Annotated in this window: 22 protein-coding genes; 11 read left to right on the forward strand and 11 right to left on the reverse strand. The window is 66.7% G+C overall.

The window, feature by feature from the left end; all coding sequences use genetic code 11:
- Nucleotides 1-121 precede the first annotated feature (121 nt).
- From O6P39_RS06440 to O6P39_RS06450, 3 genes are all read right to left on the reverse strand, one after another.
- A complete protein-coding gene (locus tag O6P39_RS06440) occupies nucleotides 122-2,032 on the reverse strand; it encodes a M48 family metallopeptidase (protein ID WP_275610566.1) in 1,911 nt (636 codons plus the stop codon).
- Between the two features lie 11 nt (nucleotides 2,033-2,043).
- Nucleotides 2,044-2,640 (reverse strand): LemA family protein, encoded by a 597-nt coding sequence (locus tag O6P39_RS06445; protein ID WP_275610567.1) that lies wholly within the window; start codon nucleotides 2,638-2,640, stop codon nucleotides 2,044-2,046.
- Between the two features lie 164 nt (nucleotides 2,641-2,804).
- Nucleotides 2,805-3,353 carry a cysteine hydrolase family protein gene (locus O6P39_RS06450; RefSeq protein WP_275610568.1) on the reverse strand — a complete coding sequence of 183 codons (549 nt, stop codon included), beginning with the start codon at nucleotides 3,351-3,353 and terminating at the stop codon, nucleotides 2,805-2,807.
- Between the two features lie 97 nt (nucleotides 3,354-3,450).
- Between O6P39_RS06450 and O6P39_RS06455 the strand changes: the two genes are divergently transcribed.
- On the forward strand, nucleotides 3,451-4,461 hold the full coding sequence (locus tag O6P39_RS06455; RefSeq protein WP_275610569.1) for a GlxA family transcriptional regulator: 1,011 nt from the start codon (nucleotides 3,451-3,453) through the stop codon (nucleotides 4,459-4,461).
- Here the strand turns inward: O6P39_RS06455 and O6P39_RS06460 are convergent.
- Nucleotides 4,451-4,747 carry a DUF3303 family protein gene (locus O6P39_RS06460; RefSeq protein ID WP_275610570.1) on the reverse strand — a complete coding sequence of 99 codons (297 nt, stop codon included), beginning with the start codon at nucleotides 4,745-4,747 and terminating at the stop codon, nucleotides 4,451-4,453. The genes O6P39_RS06455 and O6P39_RS06460 overlap by 11 nt on opposite strands.
- Nucleotides 4,748-4,939: 192 nt before the next feature.
- Complete coding sequence (locus O6P39_RS06465) at nucleotides 4,940-5,308, reverse strand: cupin domain-containing protein (RefSeq protein ID WP_275610571.1); 369 nt, start codon at nucleotides 5,306-5,308, stop codon at nucleotides 4,940-4,942.
- A 156-nt stretch (nucleotides 5,309-5,464) separates the two neighbouring features.
- Here O6P39_RS06465 and O6P39_RS06470 point away from each other — a divergent pair, with 156 nt between their 5' ends.
- The 8 genes from O6P39_RS06470 (at nucleotide 5,465) to O6P39_RS06505 (ending at nucleotide 10,322) form a co-directional block, all read left to right on the forward strand.
- Nucleotides 5,465-6,193 (forward strand): class I SAM-dependent methyltransferase, encoded by a 729-nt coding sequence (locus O6P39_RS06470; RefSeq protein WP_275610572.1) that lies wholly within the window; start codon nucleotides 5,465-5,467, stop codon nucleotides 6,191-6,193.
- A gap of 60 nt (nucleotides 6,194-6,253) precedes the next feature.
- Nucleotides 6,254-6,682, forward strand: coding sequence for a VOC family protein (locus O6P39_RS06475; protein WP_275610573.1), 429 nt, complete (start codon nucleotides 6,254-6,256; stop codon nucleotides 6,680-6,682).
- Nucleotides 6,683-6,783: 101 nt separating this feature from the next.
- Nucleotides 6,784-7,608 carry an aldo/keto reductase gene (locus tag O6P39_RS06480; protein WP_275610574.1) on the forward strand — a complete coding sequence of 275 codons (825 nt, stop codon included), beginning with the start codon at nucleotides 6,784-6,786 and terminating at the stop codon, nucleotides 7,606-7,608.
- A 104-nt stretch (nucleotides 7,609-7,712) separates the two neighbouring features.
- Entirely contained in the window at nucleotides 7,713-8,084 is a 372-nt protein-coding gene (locus tag O6P39_RS06485; protein WP_275610575.1) for a nuclear transport factor 2 family protein, read from the forward strand.
- 2 nt (nucleotides 8,085-8,086) lie between these two features.
- Nucleotides 8,087-8,899, forward strand: a complete 813-nt coding sequence (locus O6P39_RS06490) for a class I SAM-dependent methyltransferase (protein ID WP_275610576.1) — start codon at nucleotides 8,087-8,089, stop codon at nucleotides 8,897-8,899.
- 84 nt (nucleotides 8,900-8,983) lie between these two features.
- Entirely contained in the window at nucleotides 8,984-9,439 is a 456-nt protein-coding gene (locus O6P39_RS06495; RefSeq protein WP_275610577.1) for a DUF3237 domain-containing protein, read from the forward strand.
- Between the two features lie 69 nt (nucleotides 9,440-9,508).
- The gene (locus O6P39_RS06500; protein ID WP_275610578.1) at nucleotides 9,509-9,937 is read left to right on the forward strand and encodes a thiol-disulfide oxidoreductase DCC family protein; all 429 of its coding nucleotides are present in this window, start codon (nucleotides 9,509-9,511) and stop codon (nucleotides 9,935-9,937) included.
- Entirely contained in the window at nucleotides 9,930-10,322 is a 393-nt protein-coding gene (locus O6P39_RS06505) for a DoxX-like family protein (protein WP_275610579.1), read from the forward strand. The genes O6P39_RS06500 and O6P39_RS06505 overlap by 8 nt, the downstream gene beginning before the upstream one ends.
- Here O6P39_RS06505 and O6P39_RS06510 read toward each other — a convergent pair.
- A complete protein-coding gene (locus O6P39_RS06510; RefSeq protein WP_275610580.1) occupies nucleotides 10,319-11,062 on the reverse strand; it encodes a TorF family putative porin in 744 nt (247 codons plus the stop codon). The genes O6P39_RS06505 and O6P39_RS06510 overlap by 4 nt on opposite strands.
- Nucleotides 11,063-11,218: 156 nt before the next feature.
- The gene (locus O6P39_RS06515) at nucleotides 11,219-12,976 is read right to left on the reverse strand and encodes an amidohydrolase (protein ID WP_275610581.1); all 1,758 of its coding nucleotides are present in this window, start codon (nucleotides 12,974-12,976) and stop codon (nucleotides 11,219-11,221) included.
- 114 nt (nucleotides 12,977-13,090) lie between these two features.
- On the opposite strand from O6P39_RS06515, the gene O6P39_RS06520 reads away from it, so the two are divergent.
- Nucleotides 13,091-13,999, forward strand: coding sequence for a LysR substrate-binding domain-containing protein (locus O6P39_RS06520; protein ID WP_275610582.1), 909 nt, complete (start codon nucleotides 13,091-13,093; stop codon nucleotides 13,997-13,999).
- A 5-nt stretch (nucleotides 14,000-14,004) separates the two neighbouring features.
- Here O6P39_RS06520 and O6P39_RS06525 read toward each other — a convergent pair whose 3' ends face one another.
- On the reverse strand, nucleotides 14,005-14,613 hold the full coding sequence (locus tag O6P39_RS06525) for a LysE family translocator (RefSeq protein ID WP_275610583.1): 609 nt from the start codon (nucleotides 14,611-14,613) through the stop codon (nucleotides 14,005-14,007).
- A 53-nt stretch (nucleotides 14,614-14,666) separates the two neighbouring features.
- Nucleotides 14,667-15,503, reverse strand: coding sequence for an AraC family transcriptional regulator (locus tag O6P39_RS06530; protein WP_275610584.1), 837 nt, complete (start codon nucleotides 15,501-15,503; stop codon nucleotides 14,667-14,669).
- Between the two features lie 196 nt (nucleotides 15,504-15,699).
- Here O6P39_RS06530 and hemN point away from each other — a divergent pair, with 196 nt between their 5' ends.
- Nucleotides 15,700-17,085, forward strand: a complete 1,386-nt coding sequence (gene hemN, locus O6P39_RS06535; RefSeq protein WP_275610585.1) for an oxygen-independent coproporphyrinogen III oxidase — start codon at nucleotides 15,700-15,702, stop codon at nucleotides 17,083-17,085.
- A 56-nt stretch (nucleotides 17,086-17,141) separates the two neighbouring features.
- Here hemN and O6P39_RS06540 read toward each other — a convergent pair whose 3' ends face one another.
- Both O6P39_RS06540 and O6P39_RS06545 read right to left on the reverse strand, forming a co-directional pair.
- Nucleotides 17,142-18,746: an FMN-binding glutamate synthase family protein gene (locus O6P39_RS06540; protein ID WP_275610586.1), complete on the reverse strand. Its 1,605-nt coding sequence runs from the start codon at nucleotides 18,744-18,746 to the stop codon at nucleotides 17,142-17,144.
- Nucleotides 18,747-19,029: 283 nt separating this feature from the next.
- Nucleotides 19,030-20,409 (reverse strand): L-serine ammonia-lyase, encoded by a 1,380-nt coding sequence (locus tag O6P39_RS06545; RefSeq protein ID WP_275610587.1) that lies wholly within the window; start codon nucleotides 20,407-20,409, stop codon nucleotides 19,030-19,032.
- Between the last annotated feature and the right edge of the window lie 137 nt (nucleotides 20,410-20,546).

Here is a 20,546-nt window from a genome sequence, read left to right on the forward strand (position 1 = left end):
TCAACTCGGAGTCGCCGTTTCAGAGCGCTCCGAACCTGACCACCGAGCCGACTGAATGCACGGTGTATCGGCGTACAACCGCGAACGGTTGTACGCCCTACGCACGCGGATATTCCTTCGTTTATACCGTCAACAACGGCGGCATCGGGCAATCGAGGATATCCGCCACCGCGCGCATCAGCTCCGCCTCGCTGACGTTGATGTGACCATCCTGCTCGACGCAACGGGCCATGGCCTTGAGCAGTTGCGGCTTCTGCAGCGGGCGCAACTGTTCCAGTTTCTTCAGCGCGGCTTCCAGCTCCCGCAGCTGGCCTCCAGCCGGCAATGGGCGGGGCGCGAAGGGCAATCCGCTCCAGGCATCGGTGAAGGCCTGCTCGGTCTGCGCATCGCCGGTTTCGCCGGCGCGGGCGAGGAAGGCCAGCAGCACGGCGGCCGGCTCCTCCAGTTCCGCCAGCGCCACGTTGCCGATCTTCGCGCTGCCGGGGCGCAGGTTGCGTTCGACGATCCGCAGCAGGGTCCATTCCAGCAACTTCACCTTGCCGTCGAACTTGATCAGCAGGGCCATGTTTTCGCGCAGGCCGGTAAAGCCCTGGGTGTCGAGCTGCTTCAGCGCCGGCATGGCCAGGTCCAGCAGCGGCAGGCGCTGGCCGGGGTCGAGGTGCAGCAGCGACTCTTCCAGCAGGTCGAGCTGCAGCGCCAGGCTCAGGTCCAGGCGCGTCTTGAGCTGCTCCAGCTGGCGGGCGCGCAGGCCGGGCTCGCTGTCCAGCAGCAGGCCGTAGATCAGCGCCTGGGCGCCTTCGGTGTCATGGGCGGCGCGTTGCAGGCGTTCGTCCAGGCGCTGCAGGGTGCCTCGGGCTTCCTGCAGATGAGCGACCGTAGGGGCGCCGACGGCGGCGACCGCCACGTCGACGGCGCTGGGCTGATAGGCCTGGCCGGTGACGGCGGCGGTCCAGGCGTCCTTGTTCATCAGTGCCACGTCCAGGCGCGGCTCGAATTTCGGGTAGATCCCGTCCCAGCCCGGCTCGACGCGGCGGATGCGCTCCTTCAGCGGCGGGTGGGTGTCGAACCAGCTGCTGCCGACGCCGTCGCCGAAGTACATATGGCTGAACTCCGCGGCGCGCGGGGCGCTGAGCAGTGCGCCAAAGGGATTGCTGCCGATCTTCTTGAGCGCGCCAGCGATGGTGGAGGGATCGCGGGTGAACTGCACCGCCGAGGCATCGGCCAGGAACTCGCGCTGACGGCTGACCGAGGCCTTGATCAACTGGCCGAAGAAGGTGCCGACGTAGCCCAGTACGTAGAGCACCACGCCGCAGCCGATGACCAGCAGCACCGCGCTGCCACCACCGTCCTTGTCGTTGCTGCTACTGCGGCTACCGACGCGGATGCCGGTGCTGGTCTCGTTCCAGCCACGCAGCAGCATGCCGCCGATCAGGCCTAGCAGGAGGATGCCGTGCAACAGCGCGGTAAGGCGCGTGTTGAGCAGCATGTCGCCGTGGTGGATATGGCTGAATTCGTGGGCGATCACGCCCTGCAGTTCATTGCGTTCGAGCTGCTCGATGGCACCGCGGGTGATCCCGATCACCGCGTCGCGCGGACTCAGGCCGGCGGCGAAGGCGTTGATCGAGGCGTCTTCCAGTACGTAGACCGGCGGTACCGGCGAGCCGGAAGCCAGGGCCATTTCCTCGACGACGTTGAGCAGCCGGCGCTCGTCGGCATTGCTGGCGCTGAGGTTGAGCAATCGGCCGCCCAGGCTCTCGGCCACCACCTTGCCGCCGGCACTCAACTGCACCTGCTTGTACAGCGCCCCGAGGACGACCACGCCGATGATCACGGCGGCCACCGCCAGGTACAGCTCGGGGTCGGGCAGGGAGGCGCGCGAGGTCAGGTGCAGCGCCGGCTCACCCAAATGCCGCCAGAGCCAGCCCAGGGCAAAGCTGGTGATGGTGACCAGGCAGACCACCGCGACGGCCAGCAGCAGGACCAGGCGCCCGGTCTGCCGCCGGGCGCGATCCTGGTGTTCGAAGAAGTTCATCGCGCTTCAGATCAGAAGGCGACTTTCGGCGCAGCCTGGATTTCCTTGCTGTCCTCGAACTCCAGCAGGCTGGCGTCCTTGCTGTGGCCGTAGGTGGTGGCCAGGACGTTGGCGGGGAAGGACTGGCGGTAGGTGTTGTACGCCATCACCGAGTCGTTGTAGGCCTGGCGGGCGAAGGCGACCTTGTTCTCGGTGCTGGAAAGCTCCTCGCTGACCTGTTGCAGGTTCTGCGAGGCCTTGAGGTCCGGGTAGGCTTCCAGGGTCACGTTGAGGCGGCCCATGGCGCCGCCCAGGGCGTTCTCGGCGGCGGCCAGTTGCGCCATGCGGCCGGAGTCGCCGGGCTGTTCAGAGGCGGCCTTCAGACCTGCGACCGCGGCGTTGCGGGCGGCGATCACTGCCTCCAGGGTCTCGCGCTCATGCTTGAGATAGGCCTTGGCGGTTTCCACCAGGTTGGGGATCAGGTCGTAGCGGCGCTTGAGCTGCACTTCGATCTGGGCAAAGGCGTTCTGATAGCGGTTGCGCAGCGCCACCAGGCGGTTGAACACGCTGATCAGCAGGAAGACCACGCCGGCGATGATAGCCAGGGTGACGATCGACGAAACGCTCATGGGATGTCCTTATCGGCAGGCGATTGAGCCTCGATGATAGCGGAAAGCCGGCAGGGCGTTAGGTAACTTCTCACGTCTCGCTGCGTTGATTCGCTGGCGCTGCTGCGGCGCTTTTCTGAACGACGAAGGGCCTCCGAAGAGGCCCCTGCAGCGTGGCGCGAGGATCAGCGATCGAGGTACTCGGCGGTGGAGATCACCTGCGCATAGGCGAAGGCGAAGGCTGCCATGTAGGCCGCATGGACCTGGGCCGCCGGCACCTTCACGCCATTGAATTCCAGGTCGAGGGTGGCGCAGGCGTCGTGCAGCACGGTCACCTCGTAGCCGAAGTCGGCGGCGGCCCGCACCGCGCCGTCCACGCACATGTGGCTCATGTGACCGACCACGACGACGGACTCGATGCCGTGCTGGTCGAGGATCGCCTTGAGGTCGGTGCCGCGGAACGAGTTGACGAAGTGCTTGAGCACGACGGCTTCCCCGGGCAGATTGGCGACCTTCGGGTGAATCTGCGCGCCTTCGCTGCCGGGGGCGAAGAAGGGGGCGTCATCGCTTGCGAATTCGTGGCGGACATGCACCACCAGGTTACCGCGCTCCCGGAAGGCGGCGAGCACCTTGGCGGCCTGGTTGGCGGCGGGCTCGATGCCGACCAGCGGCCATTTGCCGGCGGGGAAGTAGTCGTTCTGGATATCCACTAGGATGAGCGCTTGCTTTGCCATTTCCGAATCCTCGGTGAGTGGGAAGTGGAGCCAGTATTGGCCATTGCGCGCCGGTGCGGGATCAGTCGGAACGACAATAACAGGGGGTAAAGTGACAATGGTTGGGCAAAGGCGCGTCGTCGAGATCGGCCTGCTGATCTATCCCGGTGTGCAGGCGGCGGCGCTGCACGGGCTGACCGACCTGTTCGCGGTGGCCGAGCGCATCTCCAGCGAAGAGGCCGGCGACCAGTTACCGGCGCTGCGGGTCAGCCACTGGTCCGGCGAGGAAGGCGCCGCGCCCAGGCGCATCTTCGATACCCATCCGGACCTGCCGTCTGACGCGGACAGCCCCCTGGTCGCCGTGCTGGTACCGCCGTCGCTGTTTGGCCTGCCGGACGCCACGCCGGTGCGCCATCTCACCCAATGGCTGGCCGCGCGCCACGCGGACGGCGCCATTGTCGGCTCGGTGTGCATCGGCGGTTTGCTGGTGGCCGAGGCCGGCCTGCTCGACGGGCGCTCCGCCACCGCCCACTGGAGCGGGGCCGAGGCGTTCGCCCGGCGCTTCCCCAAGGTGCGACTGGAGGCGCACAAGCCGATCGTCGACGATGGTGACCTGATCACCTCCGCTGGCCTGATGGCCTGGTCGGAAGTGGGGCTGCGCGTGGTCGACCGCCTGCTCGGGCCCAGCATCGCCTCGCGCACCGCGCGCTTCCTGGTGGTGGAGCACAGCGACAGCGCGCAGCAGTGCGGCAGCAACTTCGCACCGCTGCTGGGGCATGGCGACGCGGCGATCCTCAAGGTCCAGCACTGGCTGCAGGGCAACGGCGCGGTAGACGTGAGCCTGCCCGCGATGGCCGCCCGGGCCGGGCTGGAGGAGCGTACCTTCCTCCGCCGCTTCCGGGCGGCCACGGGGCTCAAACCCACCGAATACTGCCAGCACCTGCGGGTGGGCAAGGCGCGGGAGATGCTGGAGTTCACCAACGGCACGGTGGATCACATCGCCTTTACGGTCGGCTATCTCGACCCGGGCTCGTTCCGCAGCACCTTCCGCAAGATCACCGGGATGTCGCCCAGCGACTACCGCAAGCGCTTCGGCGCCAAGCAGGCCGAGGTTGCCGTCAGGGACTGACCGAGCTCGCCGCTTCCATCTGCTGCACCAGCAAGGGTGCGTATTCGGCGTCGGTCATGGCGGGATGCACCTGCAGGTTCATCAGGTCGGTCCATTGCAGCATCCAGCGCTGCACGTCGAGGGGATTCTCGGCTTCGGCCAGGCCAAAACCCATCATGTGGCCCATGGCGTGCCAGCGCCCGACCAGCTTGACGTTGGCCGGCGGCTGGCCGCCGGTCTGCAGGAACCGCTGGATGACCTTGTCGCGGTTTTCCATGGGAATGGTCCAGTGCACCAGATAGAGCATGTCGCACCTCAGGCCCGGGTCCGGGCAGGCAAGATTCGCGGACCCGAATCGGCACCGCTGCCAGGGTCGCGCCCGTGTATCCCAGGCGTTACAGCCTCTGGCTGGGAGCGGTTTCCTCCTCACAGGCATAGCAGCCGGGCCGGCGCCGGCCATGGCCGCTGATCGGCGATGCGCAGGGCAGTCGATCGACGGTCAGATCCAGCGATCGTTCTGCGCCGTGCGCTCGCCGCCGGCGTCGCCGGTGTTCAGCACTCCGCGCGGTTCGATCAGCATCACCTGTACCTCATGCTCGGCGTATGGCTTGTGCTCTACGCCACGGGGCACCACGTACAGCTCGCCGGCGCGCAGGGTGAGCGGACCGTCGCGGAAATCGATGCGCAGCTCGCCGTCCAGCACGATGAAGGTCTCATCGGTATCGGCGTGGCTGTGCCAGACGAAATCGCCGTGCAGCTTCACCACCTTGAACTGGTAGTCGTTCATTTCCGCGATCACCCGGGGCTGCCAGGTTTCGTGGAGGCGCGAGAGCTTGTCCCGCAGGTTGATCGGTTGGCGCTGGGTCATGCTGTGCTCCTTGGAATCAGTGCTCCGACAGTACGGCCGTGGCGGCAATCGGTCTTGCAGGAAATTGCGCTTCGATCGCCCCTGCATTGACCGCAACCGGTTGTCGGAGCGGTCCTCGATGCCGACAATCGGTAGCTCAGAAGGAGGGTCCGACCCATGGCGCAGAACATTTACGACAACCCTGAATTCTTCGCCGGCTACGCCCAGTTGCCGCGCTCGCAGCATGGCCTGGATGGCGCGCCGGAATGGCCGACGCTGCGCTCGCTGCTGCCGCCGCTGGCGGGACTGGACGTGGTCGACCTTGGCTGCGGTTACGGGTGGTTCTGTCGCTACGCGGCGCAACAGGGCGCGCGCACGGTGAGCGGCCTGGATGTGTCGCAGAAGATGCTCGAGCGGGCGCGGGAGACGACCGACGCGCCACAGGTGAGCTACTTCCACGCTGACCTCGACCAGCTCGAATTGCCCACCGCGGCCTTCGATCTGGCCTACAGCTCGCTGACCCTGCATTACCTTGCGGACCTGCCGCATTTCTTCCGCAACGTGCACGACGCACTGCGCCCCGGCGGCAACCTGGTGTTCTCCATCGAGCATCCGATCTACATGGCCTCGCTCAAACCCGGCTGGATCGTCGACGCCGACGGTCGCCGCTACTGGCCTGTGGACCACTACCAGGACGAAGGCGAGCGCCACACCGACTGGCTGGCCAAGGGCGTGCTCAAGCACCACCGCACCCTCGGCAGCGTTCTCAACGCGGTGATCGGCGCCGGACTGAGACTACGGCACGTCGAGGATTGGGGGCCGAGCGCCGAACAGGTGCAAGCCCAGCCGGCGCTGGCGGAGGAGCGTGAGCGGCCGATGCTGTTGCTGGTCGCCGCACAGCGCTGAGCGTGGAAAGGCCGGCGGCTATGCTGGAAACATTGCGCCCGTTCCCCGCCGGAGATCGCCATGTCCACGCCCGTTCCCGCCGTCCGTCCCAGCGTCATCCCGTGCCTGCGCTACCGCGATGCGCCCCGCGCCATCGATTGGCTGTGCGCCACCTTCGGCTTCCAGCGCCAGTTGGTGGTGGCCGATGACCACGGTGGCATCGCCCATGCGCAATTGGTGCTCGGTGATGGCAGCGGACTGCTGATGCTCGGTTCGCTGCACGACAACGAATACGGCCGGCTGATGCGCCAGCCCGACGAGGCCGGCGGCTGCACCCAGAGCATCTACGTCGTGGTGAGGGACGCCGAGGTGCTGTACCGAGCGGCGGTGGACGGTGGCGCGCAGATCGTCATCGACATCAAGGACGAGGACTACGGCGGCCAGGGCTTCACCTGCCGCGACCTGGAGGGGCATATCTGGAGCTTCGGCACCTACGACCCCTGGCACTGAGACCCCACGCGAAATCCTGTCGGCTGCGCTACCCTGTCCAGCCCGCTGCCCCGACGGGCGGTCGGCCCCGTGATCCCCAACCCAACGACAAGGAGCACGTGATGAACACAGTGGTATTCGCCGACGGCACCGCCGTTCCCGCCATCGGCCAGGGCACCTGGCGCCTGGGCGAGAACCGTTCCGAGCGCTCGCGCGAAGTGGCGGCGCTGCGCGAAGGCATCGAGCGCGGCCTGACCCTCATCGACACCGCCGAAATGTACGGCGAAGGCGGCTCGGAAGAGGTGGTCGGCGAGGCCATCGCCGGGCTGCGCGAGCAGGTCTTCCTGGTCAGCAAGGTCTATCCGCACAACGCCAGCCGGCGTGGTATTCCCGAAGCCTGCGAGCGCAGTCTCAAGCGCCTGCGCACCGACTGCCTGGACCTCTACCTGCTGCACTGGCGCGGCCAGTATCCGCTGGAGGAAACCGTCGAGGCCTTCGAGCGCCTGCGCGAGGCCGGCAAGATCCGCCGCTGGGGCGTGTCCAACTTCGACCTGGACGACATGCAGGAACTGAACGAGCCGGCCTGCGCCACCAACCAGGTGCAGTACAGCCTGGAAGAGCGCGGCATCGAATGGGACCTGCTGCCCTGGTGCCAGGAGCAGCGCATGCCGCTGATGGCCTACTGCCCAGTGGGGCAGGGCGGCAGCTTGCTGCGCCACCGCGCCCTGGCGGAGATCGCCGCGCGGCATGACGCCACTCCGGCCCGCGTGGCGCTGGCCTGGCTGATCCATCAACCGGGGGTGATCGCGATTCCCAAGGCAGTGGAGTCGCTGCACGTGCGCGACAACGCCGCCGCGCTGCAACTGCGTCTGAGTACCGAAGACTTCGAACTGCTCGACGCCGCATTCCCGCCGCCAACCCGCAAGCGGCATCTGGCGGTGGTCTGAGTCCTACCCAAGGGTCGGCCCCGGTCGTCGCCGCAAACGGCGTGGCCGGGGCAGGGTGCTAGCCTTCCCCGATACCGGACGCACCGGCAGGGAGGGCTGCACAAATGAGCAACTACACGGCGGAAAGTGCCGCCATCAACCGGGTTCTCACGGATTACGTGGAGGGCATGACCTTTGCCGACGAGGCGAGGTTGCGCCAGGCGTTCCATCCGTCCTGCAAGATCATCGGTAACTACCACGGCGAGCTGGAATGGGCTTCGCTGGATGACTTCATCGGCGCGATCAAGGCCGAATCGCCGCCGTCATCCGGCGCACCGCCGGTATGGGAGCTGAAGTCGCTGGACATCACCGGCGACAGTGCGGTGGCGAAGGTGACGGATGATTTTCTCGGCATGCATTTCACCGATTACCTGTCGTTGCTGCGCATCGGTTCGCAGTGGTCGATCATCAACAAGCTCTACTACCTGCACGAGTGACCGTGGAGCGCATCGGTCTGCGCGGTACGCCGGAAACCCTGCTGATCACCTTCTACGCCAAGGCGAAGGAGAGCGAGCTGCCCGACAGCCTGCTGCACGACCATTTCTCCCGGCGGGTGCTGGATCGGCTCGACTATGATTTCGCCCGCCTGCACCTCGGCCGCTCCGGGTGGATCGGCGTGGCGTTGCGGGCCAAGCTGTTCGACGACTGGGTGCGCGACTTCCTCGCGCGCCACCCGCAGGCGGTGGTGCTGCAGCTGGGCTGCGGGCTCGACAGCCGGGTCTGGCGTATCGATCCGCCGTCCACCGTGCAGTGGTTCGAGGTGGACTTCCCCGAAGTGATCGCCCTGCGCGAGCGCCTGTATCCGGCGCGGGAGAACTGTCACCTGGTGGCCAGCGCGCTGACCACGCCGGATTGGTGGCGTGTAGTACCGGTGGGGCGGCCGGTGCTGATCGTCGCCGAAGGTGTGCTGCCCTACGTGGAAAGCGAGGCGGTGCCCTGGCTGCTGCGCGCCCTGATCGCGCATTGTGGCAGCGGCGAGCTGATCTTCGACGGCTACACCCGGCAAGGCATCCGCTGGATGCAGTACCACCCGATGATCCGCAAGACCGGCGCGATCCTGCGCTGGGGGATCGATGATTCCGCCGAGCTGGAGGCGCAGGTGCCCGGCCTGCGCTTCGTCGATACGGTCGAGCCCTACGACGAGACGCAGATCGCCCGGATGTCCCTGGGCGTGCGCCTGCTGTACCGGATTACCCTGGCGATCCCGCCCTTGCGGCGCATGGGGCGGCTGCTGCGTTATCGGTTTGGCTGAAGAGGGGCGCTTGGGGAACATGGCCGGTGAGGGATGCGGCTGCTTTACTCAAGGGGTTATGAGCACGCCTTGCAGGAGCTGTGGATGAAACTCGAGCCGCTGATGAACATGCACGTGAAGGCGAGCGTGCCGCTGGAAATTGGCCGGGTGCCCCACGGGCAACGCCTGATCTCGGCGGCCGGCGGCGGAACCTTCCAGGGGCAGCGCTTGAACGGCGAAGTCCTGCCCGGTGGGGGCGACTGGATTCTGGTGGACAACGACGGCGGCTGGCACCTGGAGGTGCGCCTGGTGCTGCGTACCGACGACGGCGCGCGGATACTGATGCAGCATAACGGGCTGCTGGTGGCCAATCCGAAGACCATCACGGCGGTATCCCGGGGTGAGAGCTCCGAGTACGGTGACACCTACTTCATGATCCAGCCGCGCTTCGAGGTCGGGGACGAGCGGTACCGCTGGCTGAACCATCTGCTTGCGGTGGGCGAGGGACGGCTGGGGCCGGGCTGGGTGGAGTACCGGTTGTATTCATTGGCCAATGGGTGAGCGATGAGAACCCGTAGTTGTCACATACGGCGGGCAGAGTGTGCGGACCAGGCTTCCGGAGACGACGCCATGCCGCTGCCCCCCAACATGCTTCCCGGTGACAAGGTTGTGCTGTTCGACGGCGCATGCCGCCTGTGCAATGGCTGGAGCCGCTTCCTCCTGCGTCATGACCGGCAGCAGCGCGTGAAGCTGTGCAGCGTGCAGTCGGCGGAGGGCCAGGCAATCCTCGACTGGTTCGGGCTGCCGACCGACTATTTCGACACCATGCTGTACATCGACGGTCACTGCGGCTACGACCGCAGCGAAGCCTTCCTGCGCGTGATCGGCCAGCTGCCGGCGCCGTGGAACTGGCTGCGCGTGCTGTGGCTGGTGCCCATGGAGTGGCGCGACGCGCTCTACGACCGTATCGCCCTCAACCGCTACCGCCTGTTCGGCCGCGAAGACCGCTGCCTGGTGCCTTCGCCGGAATTCCGCGGTCGTTTCCTGGGTAATGGCTAGCGCCGCCTTAGCGCGTCTGGCGCTGGGCGTGGTGTTCCTCTACCACGGTCTGGTGCCCAAGCTGTTGTTCCTCAGTCCCGATGAGGTGCGCATGATCGAGGCCCACGACTGGCCGCTCTCGACCCTGCGCATCGCCCAGGCCGCCGGCGCCGCGGAGGTGGTCCTGGGGCTCGCCATCCTCCTGCTGCGTCGCAGCCGCTGGCCCTTGTGGATTGCCAGCATGGCGCTGGTGGCGCTGCTGCTGGACGTGGCGCTGTTCGTGCCGGAGCTGCTGCTCGGCGCCTTCAACCCTGTCACCACCAATATCGCCGCCCTGGCGCTGTGCCTGATCGCCCTGCAGGGCGAACGGGGCGCGCGGCCGCCCCGCTCGAACGCCCTGCGTTAGAAGGTCTTCGAGACACCAGCCACCACGGTGGCGGTGCAGACGTCCTTGTAACCCTGGTTGTTGAAGCACTCGTTCTGCGAAAGGTCGGTGTCGATGTAGCTCAGCGACCAGTCCAGCCCCACCAGTTCATGGCTCAGCTTGACTTCCCACTCGTTGTAGCCGTCGCGGGTGTCGCCGCTGCCGGAGAGGTAGAGCGGGTCCTTGGCGTCGTTGTGGCCGAAGCGCGTGCGCAGCTTGAACTCGGCCGGCAGCTCGGCGTTGTAGGCCAGGTAGCTGTAGAGGTTGCTGTTTCTGTCGCCGAAGTAGTTGGGGTAGTCGTTGCCGTAGTAGACCCCCGCCTCGAAGCCATAGGCGTGGAGGATGGCGTACACGTCGCTCTGGTTGAACTCGCTCGACTTGGGATAGGTGTACTTGATGTAACCCAGGTCCAGGGCGACGTCGTCGTTGGCCTGCCAGTAGTAGCCTGCGTAGTAGTCCACTTCCTGGCGGGTGTCGTAGCCGTAGCCGTAATCGACGTTGGAGGTCCAGGCACCCACGTACAGGCCGCTGATGTGCTGCAGGGTGAGGCCGAACTGGGCGGCCGGGTCGCCCTGGGTCTGCGAGAGGCCGCGGGTGCGATAGTCGCTGACCAGGGCGGCGTCGATCTGCAGGAGGAAGTCCTGGTTGAGTTCCACGGCCAGGGTGGAGGTGAGCGGCGCGCAGGTGAGCAGCGCACCGATGAGCCATTGCGGGCGGTTCATGCGGATGTCCCTTTTTTTGTGATTGTGTGTAGGGCAGTGCGAAAAGGCCCGCGCAGCACCAGCGCTCTCGACGTCGCCGAGGGACTTGAAGAGAAGGCTGGGCTGGCGGGCAGGGCGCCGGGGGTGTTCAGGCCCCAGCGCAGGAGCCCGACTCGGTCAGAGAGCCGGAGCGTCGTCGGCGCGGTAGACTTCGCGACCTTCGAACAGGGTGTGCAGCACGCGGGCTTCGGCCAGTTGCTCGTCGGGCACGGTGAACACGTCACGGTCGAGCACGACCATGTCGGCCTGCTTGCCGGGGGCGAGGGTGCCGATCTGCTTGTCCAGACCGATGGTCTGCGCGGCATTGCGGGTATAGGCGTAGAACATGGTTTCGCGGTCGACGCGCTGCTCGGGGATGAGCACGCCCAGCTCGCCCTTGCGGGTGACGGCCTGGTAGATGGCCTTCATCGGGTCCGGGGTGGACACCGGCCAGTCGCTGGCGCCGGCGATTTCGGCGCCGTTGTCCAGCAGGGACTTGGCCGGATACATGCCGCGGTAGGCGTCATCGGCGATGTAAGGCTTCACCAGGTCGACGGTGTAGGGTTCGGCGGCGGCCCAGTCCAGTTGCATCGAGGCGATCACGCCCAGTTGCTTGAAGCGCGGGTAGTCCTGCGGGGTGACCAGTTGCAGGTGGGTGATCGAGTGGGCGATGCCGCTCTGGCGGTCCTTGCGCGCCTGCTCGATGCCGTTGAGCGATTCGCGCACCGCGCGGTCGCCGATGGCGTGGATGTGCACCAGCCAGCCACGGGCATCGGCGGCGCTGACCAGCTCGCCGAAATGCTTCGGATCGATCAGCAGCTCGCCGGGCTTGTGGCTGTTCTTGTAGTCCTCCAGCAGTGCGGCGGACTGTGCCGGGAATTCGATCACGCCATCGGCGAACACCTTGATGCCCGGCAGCGTCAGGTTGGGCACGCCCTGGAATTGCTCGCGGACCTTTTCGATCACGTCCAGATCGGCCGGGCTGCTCTTCGGATTGACCACCTGCAGCGCGGCGACGTGGGCAGTGAGCTGGCCGTTGCGAGACAGGTTGCGGTACACCGGCAGTACGCCAACGCTCTTCTCGGTGGGCTTGATATTGAACACCGCCTCGCCCGGGCTGCCGTTGGCGGCCGGGTCCATCCAGGCGGTGATGCCGAAGCTGTTGTTGTACTTCACCGCGGCCAGGCCCGCGCGGTCCATGGTCTTGGCGTCGGCGGCCGGCATGGCGGCGGCGACCAGGTCGAAGCCAGAGTCGACGACGAAACCGGTGGGGTTGAAGTTCTTGTCGTGGGCGATGTTCTGCTGTTCCAGCTTGCTCAGGCCGCGCAGGCGCTTGGCGTCGAGGCCGGCGCGCTTGAGCATCGCGGCGTTGGCCCAGGCGGTGTGGTGGTCGCTGCCGGCCAGCACCACCGGCACCTTGGCCCACTCGCCGTGGTTCAGGCGCTTGGCCAGGCCGTCGGCCTGGGACCAGTAGCTGGAGTGCATGCCGTTCATCACCACGATGTCGCCGACCCGCGCCTTGCCGCTGTCGCGGTCCTGCTCCAGGCGCTTCATGAAGGCGTCGAGGTCCATCTGCTCGTCCACCAGGCTGGCGGAGATCAGCTCCAGGCCGCCGAAGACGGAGTGCGAGTGGCTGTCGACGAAGCCCGGCATCAGAACCTTGCCGCCCAGGTCGACGACCTTGCTCCCGGCATCGCCCAGGGCGCGGATTTCATCGTTGGAGCCCACTTTCAGCACCTTGCCGTCTGCTACCGCGACGGCCTGCTGCAGCGCCTGGCCGGGTTCGGCGGTGAAGACCTTGCCGTTGAGCAGGATCAGGTCTGCGTTCTGTGCCTGTGCTTCCAAAGTACTGAGCGCGATCGCTACTGCCAGTGCGCCTTTGAGCCACGTGTGCATGAGGTTACCTTGTGTGCCGGTTGATTTTTATTGGTCTGCGCAAGAGGCTATCGAGGCGGCCGACGGCTCGAAAGGCGTCATCGCTCATAACACTTGTGAATGTTTGGAACGAATATGGACAAGTTCAGCAGCCTCGAGATGTTCGTCGCCAGTGCCGAAACCGGTAGTTTCAGCCGCGCCGCCGAGCGCCTGGGCAAGACCCCGTCGGCGGTGACCAAGACCATCGGCCTGCTCGAAAGCGAGCTGGGCGCGCGGCTGTTCGAGCGCACCACGCGCAGCATGTCGCTGACCGAAGCCGGCCAGCTCTACCTGGACGGCGCCCGCGAAGTGCTGGAACGCATGCGCGAGACCACCGAGGAGATCGCCCAGTTGCATCACAGCCTGCGCGGTGTGCTGCGTATCACCGCGCCGCTGGTGTTCGGCCCGGCCTTCCTCGACCAGGCCTGCGCGGACTTCCTCGCCCTGCATCCGGATGTGCGCCTGCAGGTGGACCTCTCCGACAGCTACCTCGACCTGCTCGACGGCCGCTACGACCTGGCGCTGCGCATGGGCAACAGCGACCTGCCGGGGCTGATCGCCCAGCCCCTGGCCGGCAGCCGCCTGGTGGTCTGCGCGAGTCCCGCCTACCTGGCGCAGCGCGGCACGCCGCGGCACCCGCGCGAGGTGATCGAGCACGACTGCCTGATCTACCGCCATCCGGCGCTGGAAGAGCGCTGGTGGTTCGACCTGGGCGAGGAGCGCTATTCGACGCCGCGCCACGGACGCCTGAGCAGCGACAACCAGGCGGTGCTGCTGGCGGCTTGCCTGACAGGCCACGGCCTGCTGCCGTGCCCGCGCTGGAGCGTACTGGAGCACCTGCGCTCCGGGCGGCTGGTCACGGTGCTGGATGAGTTCTACTTCGAGCCGGACACCTTCGGCGCACAGATTCTCGCGGTGTACCCGAGCAACCGCCGGGCCACGCGCAAGATCCACGCCTTCATCGAGCACCTGCGCGAGGCGCTGAAGCTCAACGGCATCCTCTGAGCCGCTCAGAGCAGCGCGCCGGCCCAGGCCGAGACCAGCAGCAGGATCGCCATCAGCTGGTTCAGCCGCTGCATCTGCCGGGGCGTGAGCAGGCGCTGGCTGCCGATGCCGAGGCTGGCCCAGACCGTCATGCAGGGCAGCGACACGAGGAAGAACAGCAGCGACAGCAATTGCACGCGATCCAGGCGATCGGTGCCGTGGCCGGCGTACACGCTGACCACCGCCAGCGCCATCATCCAGGTCTTGGGATTGACCAGTTGCAACGCGGCGGCGCCGACCAGGCCCAGCCGCGCGGCATCGGCGCCCTGTTCCAGGCGGACCGGCGGGCTGCGGAAGATCTGCCAGGCCAGCCAGCTCAGCCAGAGCACCCCGACCGCGCTCATGGCCTGCTGCACGCCGGGCAGCCGCCCCAGCGCCTCGCCCAGGCCGCTGCCCACCGCCAGCACCAGTGCAGCGGCGGCACCGCAACCGCCGAGGATGATCGGCAGCGCCGCGCCCCAGCCGAAGCGCGCGCTGTTGCTGAACACCAGCAGATTGGTCGGGCCGGGGGTGATGGAGGAGACGAAGGCGAAAAGCAGGAAGGGCAGCCATTGGCTGATCTGCGCGAGGGTCATGGCGAGGGCTCCGCTGAGTCGGTGGGAGCCTCATCTTCGCCAGGGGGCTGGGCTCAGTCTGGAAGCTTTGAGCAGCGCTTGCGGTAGTAGGCCGGCGTCACTCCGTAGGCACGGCGGAACCAGCGGCCCAGGTGGCTCTGGTCGGCGAAGCCGAGATCGGCGGCGACTTCCGCCGGTGCTATGCCGCGCCCGAGCAACTGGCGTGCGCGGGCGAGACGCAGCTGGATCAGGTAGGCATGCGGCGGCAGGCCGAAGGCCTGCTTGAAGGCGCGGGTCAGGCGGAAGCGGTCGCAGCCGCTGGCGCGGGCCAGGTCGTCGAGGCCGATGTCGGTGGTCAGGTTGGCGTGCAGGAAGTCCCGCGCGCGCTGCGCCACCAGCGGCAGGTGCGCCTGTGTGGTGCCGCGCTGGCGCCAGTGCAGGTGGCGGGTCATGCCGTCGAGCAGGTCGTCGATGGCGCTCTGCCGGACGATCTTCAAATCATGGCTGTGCACCGCCTGGAAGGCGTTGTCGATGCGCCGCGCGAGCTGCGGGTCGTCGATCAGCAGCTCGGGTACGGCCAACTGGCAATTGCCCGGCGCTTCTTCGAACAGCGTGGCGATCTCCCGCTCCAGCCAGGGCGCGTCGAGATACAGGGTGCGGTAGGTGAAGCCACCCTCGGTGGGCGCATCGCCGTCATGGATGTCGCCGGGTTCGAGGAAGAACACCTTGCCGGTGGTGCTGATATGGCGCTGGTTGCGGCTGCGGAACTGCTGCACGCCGGACTCGGTGAAGCCGATCAGGTAGCTTTCGTGCCAGTGCGGGTCGTAGGCGTGGCCCTTGAAGTGCGCGCGCAGGCTCTGGATGCCGGTGTCGGCATCCTGCAGCAGGTCGATCCAGTTGTCCTTGTGCATGGGCCATTCTCGCCTCGCTTGCCCGGTTGGCCAGCATAGCGCGCCCAAATGCCCTGTCTGGAAGATTCGTGCAGCCGCCGATCGGGCTGCCGTCTGGGAGGTTCTTGATCCTGCACAGGAGCGGCGTAGCGTGACCGGTGTATCGTGCGTCGGGCGACTCGCAGCGACAGACTGCCAGCGCCAGAGGAGCCGTGTCATGCCCGAATCGATGAGTTTCAACCGCGCGCTGGTGGAAAAGTACGACCGCCCCGGCCCGCGCTATACGTCCTATCCCACCGCGCCGCAGTTCCATGGCGCCTTCGCCGCCGACGACTATCGCGCCGCCGCCCGGCGCAGCAACGAGGCGCCGTCCAAGCCGCTCTCGGTGTACATCCACATCCCGTTCTGCCAGAGCCTCTGCTACTACTGCGCCTGCAACAAGATCATCACCCGGAAGACCCACCGCGCCGTCGAATACCTCGATTACCTCAAGCGCGAGATCGCCCTGCAGGCGGCACTGTTCGATACGTCGCGCAAGCTGACCCAGTTGCACCTGGGCGGCGGCACGCCGACCTACCTGACCAGCGAGCAACTGGGCGAGCTGATGGACAGCCTGCGCGAGCACTTCAACCTGGACGAAAGCGATGCCCACGAGTTCTCCATTGAAGTCGACCCGCGCACCATCAGCCGCGAACGCATCGCCGAACTGCGCGCCCAGGGCTTCAACCGCCTGAGCTTCGGCGTGCAGGACTTCGACGAAAAGGTCCAGGCCGCGGTCAACCGCGTGCAGAGCGAGCAGCAGGTCTTCGACCTCGTCCAGGCCGCCCGCGAGGCGAACTTCAAGTCGGTTTCGGTGGACCTGATCTACGGCCTGCCGTTGCAGACGGTGGAGAGCTTCGACACCACACTGGCCAAGATCATTGCCCTGCGCCCCGACCGCATCGCCGCCTACAGCTACGCCCACCTGCCCGAGCGGGTACGCGCGCAACGGCTGATCCGCCGCGAGGACATGCCGCCGCCCGAGCGCAAGCTGGAACTGCTGGAACTGACCATCCGCCGGCTGACGGAGGCGGGCTACGCCTACATCGGCATGGACCACTTCGCGCTGCCCGACGACGAACTGACCGTGGCCCGCGCCAATGGCACGCTGCAACGCAACTTCCAGGGCTACTCGACCCACGCCGATTGCGACCTGATCGCGCTGGGCGTGTCCTCGATCAGCAAGGTCGGCGATACCTACGGGCAGAACGTGAAGGAGCTGTCCCAGTACTACGCGCGCATCAACGAGGGCCTGCTGCCGGTGCACAAGGGCTACCGGCTGACCGACGACGACCGCCTGCGTCGCGAGGTGATCGGTGCGCTGATGTGCCATGGTCGCGTGGATTACGCACCGCTGGAGGCGCGTCACGGCATTCGATTCAAGGAGTACTTCGGCGATTCGCTGCGCCAGTTGCAGGAGCAGGTCGGCGACGGGCTGGTGGCGTTGCATGACGATGCGCTGGTGCTGCTGCCCCAGGGGCAACTGATGATGCGCAGCGTGGCGATGGCCTTCGATGCCTACCTGGGCGGTGGGCAGCAGGAGCGCTTTTCGCGCACCATCTGAAGCGGGACGGGCCCCGGCAACCGGTACAGGTTGCCGGGGCTTTTTTCAGGGTGGCGTCAGCCGGCGGCCGCTTCGAAGCTGTCGCTGCGCGCCATGCGCCAGATGCGCTCGTAGAACTCGCCCTCGATATTGCCCGAGAGCAGTTCGCCGGGTTTCAGGAAGTAGTGCAGGTGCGAGAACAGGCGGATCTCGGTGGCCGAGACGCGGCGCACCAGGTGCTTGGCTTCCAGCTGCGAGGGATGCTGCAGGCCGGCGGCGGCGATCATTTCGGCCAGGCCCTTGAGGGTGTTGTGGTGGAAGTTGAGCACTCGCTCGGCCTTGTCCGGCACCACCAGGGCGCGCTGGCGCAGCGGGTCTTGGGTGGCCACGCCAGTCGGGCACTTGTTGGTGTGGCAGCTCTGCGACTGGATGCAGCCGATGGCGAACATGAAGCCGCGCGCCGAGTTGGCCCAGTCGGCGCCCATGGCCAGTACACTGGCGATGTCGAAGGCGCTGACGATCTTGCCGCTGGCGCCGATGCGGATCTTGTCGCGCAGGCCCAGGCCGACCAGGGTGTTGTGCACGAACAGCAGGCCTTCGCGCATCGGCAGGCCCATGTGGTCGGTGAACTCCAGCGGTGCCGCGCCGGTGCCGCCTTCCTTGCCGTCGACCACGATGAAGTCGGGGAGGATGCCGGTCTCGTGCATGGCCTTGGCGATGCCCATGAACTCCCATGGATGGCCGATGCACAGCTTGAAGCCCACCGGTTTTCCGCCGGAGAGCTCACGCAGTTTGACGATGAAGTCGAGCAGTTCCTTGGGTGTGCTGAAGGCGCTGTGGGAGGAGGGCGAAATGCAGTCCTGGCCCATGGGCACGCCACGGGTGGAGGCGATTTCCGGGGTCACCTTGTGCTTGGGCAGGATGCCACCGTGGCCGGGCTTGGCGCCCTGGCTTAGCTTGATTTCGATCATCTTCACCTGCGGGTCGACCGCCTGCCTGGCGAAGCGCTCCGGGTCGAAATGGCCGTCCGGGGTGCGGCAGCCGAAGTAGCCGCTGCCCAGTTCCCAGGTCAGGTCGCCGCCGTATTCGCGGTGGTAGGGGCTGATGCTGCCTTCGCCGGTGTCGTGGATGAAGTTGCCCATCTTCGCGCCCTTGTTCAGCGCGCGGATGGCGTTGGCGCTGAGGGAGCCGAAGCTCATCGCCGAGATGTTGAACACCGAGATGGAGTAGGGCTGCTTGCACTCCGGCCCGCCGACGTCGACGCGGAAGGTGCGGGGGTCGGACACCGGCAGCGGGCGGATGGAGTGGGCGATGAATTCGAAGCCCGACTGGTAGACGTCGATCAGGGTGCCGAAGGGTTTGTCGGCGCTCTCGTTCTTCGCCCGCGAGTACACCAGCGCACGCTGGGCGCGGGAGAAGGGCAGGGCGTCGTTGTCGCCTTCGAGCAGGTACTGGCGGATTTCCGGGCGGATGCCTTCCACCAGGTAGCGGATGTTGCCCAGGATCGGGTAGTTGCGCCGCACGGCGTGGCGCTCCTGAGTGAGGTCGAGTACCCCAAGGAGGCTCAGGGCGAAGGTGAGCAGGGTCAGCGGCCAGACATCGCCGAGAAACGGCAGGCTGAACAGGGTGAACAGGACACACGCGGCAAAGAAGGCATAACGGCTTAGGAGCGACAGGTTCATGGAATCTCCAGTCGTCGGGCTGAACACGGTAAGGGTGAGTCGAAAGGACCGCTAGAGCATGGCATTCGTTGCAGGAATGCGCCTGGCCGAAGGTCAATGCGGCGTACTTTCGGAAGATTTCTAGTGTTGGCGGAGCGACGTTAGTCCGAAGGCGGGAAAAAAGAAAGCTAGCTAACGATTTTCTCTGGGGGTGAGAAAGGTTGTCTCGGGCGGTGCAATAAATGGGGGCAGGGTGCGTGCTCTTCGTAGGAGCGAGCTTGCTCGCGAACCGCGCCCTACCCAACTAACAGGCGATCACATTCACTGCCAGCCCGCCTTTCGAGGTCTCCTTGTACTTGTCCATCATGTCGCGCCCCGTGTCGCGCAGGGTGTCGATGGCCTTGTCCAGGCTGACCAGGTGCTGGCCGTCGCCACGCAGCGCCAGTTGGGCGGCGTTGATGGCCTTGAGCGAGGCCATGGCGTTGCGCTCGATACAGGGCACCTGCACCAGCCCGGCCACCGGGTCGCAGGTCAGCCCGAGGTTGTGCTCCAGGCCGATCTCGGCGGCGTTCTCCACCTGTTCCAGGCTGCCGCCGAGGACTTCCGCCAGGCCGCCGGCGGCCATGGCGCAGGCCGAGCCCACTTCGCCCTGGCAGCCCACTTCAGCGCCGGAGATCGAGGCGTTGAGTTTGCACAGGATGCCGATGGCAGCGGCGGTGAGCAGGTAGCGTTCGATGGCGTCCGCGTTGGCCTGGCCGTCGTAGCGGGCGTAGTAGTGCAGCACCGCCGGGACGATGCCGGCGGCGCCATTGGTGGGGGCGGTCACCACCCGTCCACCGGCGGCATTCTCCTCGTTCACTGCCAACGCCCAGAGGTCCACCCAGTCCATGGCACCGAGAGTGCTGGCGATCAGATTGCCGCTGTCGGCTTCGTTCAGCCGGCGGAAGAGCATGGGCGCACGGCGGCGCACCTTGAGTCCGCCGGGCAGGGTGCCTTCGGTTTCCAGCCCGCGGCGCACGCAGGCCTGCATTTCCTCCCAGATATGCGCAAGGCCGGCGTGGATTTCCGCCGCGCTGCGCACGGCGAGCTCATTGGCCCACATCAGGTCGCTGATGCGCGTGAAGCCTTGTTGGTGGCACAGGCGCAGCAGTTCCTCGGCGCTGTGGAAGGGGTAGGGCATGGGGCTGTCGGGCAGGGCGCGGTCGGTGTTGAAGTCGGCCTGGTCGACCACGAAACCACCGCCCACCGAATAGCAGATGCGCTCGGCCAGCAGCTCGCCATTGGCCGCCAGCGCCCGCAGGTGCAGACCGTTGGGGTGGGCGGGCAGGCTGTCGTCGTGGAAGACCAGATGTTGCGCCGGGTCGAAGTCGATTTCCTGAAGGCCGCCCAGGCGCAGGCGATGGCGCAACAGGATGTCGTCCACCTGTGGCGCCAGCGCGGCCGGGTCGGCTTCCGCCGGGTCGATGCCGAGCAGGCCGATCAGGCAGGCGCGGTCAGTGGCGTGGCCCTTGCCTGTGGCACTGAGGGAACCGTAGAGATGCACCTCGACCGACGCTACCCGGTCCAGCAGGCCGTCCGCCCGCAGGCGGTCGACGAACTCGCGGATGGCGCGCATCGGCCCCACGGTGTGGGAGCTGGAGGGCCCGACGCCGGGCTTGAACATGTCGAAAACGCTGAGGCTCATGGGGAATTCCTCCTGTCCTCAAGCATGGACCCGCAATGGCGCCGATGCTCACCGACCGCTCGACGGCTGGCCGTTCTTGCAGGAGCGAGCCTGCTCGCGAAACGCATGGCAGGGGAGGTGCCGGTAAATTCTGTTCG

Source organism: Pseudomonas sp. PSE14 (assembly GCF_029203285.1).
Lineage (GTDB): Bacteria > Pseudomonadota > Gammaproteobacteria > Pseudomonadales > Pseudomonadaceae > Pseudomonas.

Coding starts and splice junctions, on each gene's coding strand:
- O6P39_RS06540 (WP_275610586.1), bottom strand. CDS start 18,746: ATGAACCTGTCGCTCCTAAGCCGTTATGCCTTCTTTGCCGCGTGTGTC.
- O6P39_RS06440 (WP_275610566.1), bottom strand. CDS start 2,032: ATGAACTTCTTCGAACACCAGGATCGCGCCCGGCGGCAGACCGGGCGC.
- O6P39_RS06445 (WP_275610567.1), bottom strand. CDS start 2,640: ATGAGCGTTTCGTCGATCGTCACCCTGGCTATCATCGCCGGCGTGGTC.
- hemN (WP_275610585.1), top strand. CDS start 15,700: ATGCCCGAATCGATGAGTTTCAACCGCGCGCTGGTGGAAAAGTACGAC.
- O6P39_RS06480 (WP_275610574.1), top strand. CDS start 6,784: ATGAACACAGTGGTATTCGCCGACGGCACCGCCGTTCCCGCCATCGGC.
- O6P39_RS06475 (WP_275610573.1), top strand. CDS start 6,254: ATGTCCACGCCCGTTCCCGCCGTCCGTCCCAGCGTCATCCCGTGCCTG.
- O6P39_RS06495 (WP_275610577.1), top strand. CDS start 8,984: ATGAAACTCGAGCCGCTGATGAACATGCACGTGAAGGCGAGCGTGCCG.
- O6P39_RS06510 (WP_275610580.1), bottom strand. CDS start 11,062: ATGAACCGCCCGCAATGGCTCATCGGTGCGCTGCTCACCTGCGCGCCG.
- O6P39_RS06525 (WP_275610583.1), bottom strand. CDS start 14,613: ATGACCCTCGCGCAGATCAGCCAATGGCTGCCCTTCCTGCTTTTCGCC.
- O6P39_RS06530 (WP_275610584.1), bottom strand. CDS start 15,503: ATGCACAAGGACAACTGGATCGACCTGCTGCAGGATGCCGACACCGGC.
- O6P39_RS06545 (WP_275610587.1), bottom strand. CDS start 20,409: ATGAGCCTCAGCGTTTTCGACATGTTCAAGCCCGGCGTCGGGCCCTCC.
- O6P39_RS06465 (WP_275610571.1), bottom strand. CDS start 5,308: ATGACCCAGCGCCAACCGATCAACCTGCGGGACAAGCTCTCGCGCCTC.
- O6P39_RS06470 (WP_275610572.1), top strand. CDS start 5,465: ATGGCGCAGAACATTTACGACAACCCTGAATTCTTCGCCGGCTACGCC.
- O6P39_RS06460 (WP_275610570.1), bottom strand. CDS start 4,747: ATGCTCTATCTGGTGCACTGGACCATTCCCATGGAAAACCGCGACAAG.
- O6P39_RS06505 (WP_275610579.1), top strand. CDS start 9,930: ATGGCTAGCGCCGCCTTAGCGCGTCTGGCGCTGGGCGTGGTGTTCCTC.
- O6P39_RS06520 (WP_275610582.1), top strand. CDS start 13,091: ATGGACAAGTTCAGCAGCCTCGAGATGTTCGTCGCCAGTGCCGAAACC.
- O6P39_RS06455 (WP_275610569.1), top strand. CDS start 3,451: ATGGTTGGGCAAAGGCGCGTCGTCGAGATCGGCCTGCTGATCTATCCC.
- O6P39_RS06450 (WP_275610568.1), bottom strand. CDS start 3,353: ATGGCAAAGCAAGCGCTCATCCTAGTGGATATCCAGAACGACTACTTC.
- O6P39_RS06500 (WP_275610578.1), top strand. CDS start 9,509: ATGCCGCTGCCCCCCAACATGCTTCCCGGTGACAAGGTTGTGCTGTTC.
- O6P39_RS06485 (WP_275610575.1), top strand. CDS start 7,713: ATGAGCAACTACACGGCGGAAAGTGCCGCCATCAACCGGGTTCTCACG.
- O6P39_RS06515 (WP_275610581.1), bottom strand. CDS start 12,976: ATGCACACGTGGCTCAAAGGCGCACTGGCAGTAGCGATCGCGCTCAGT.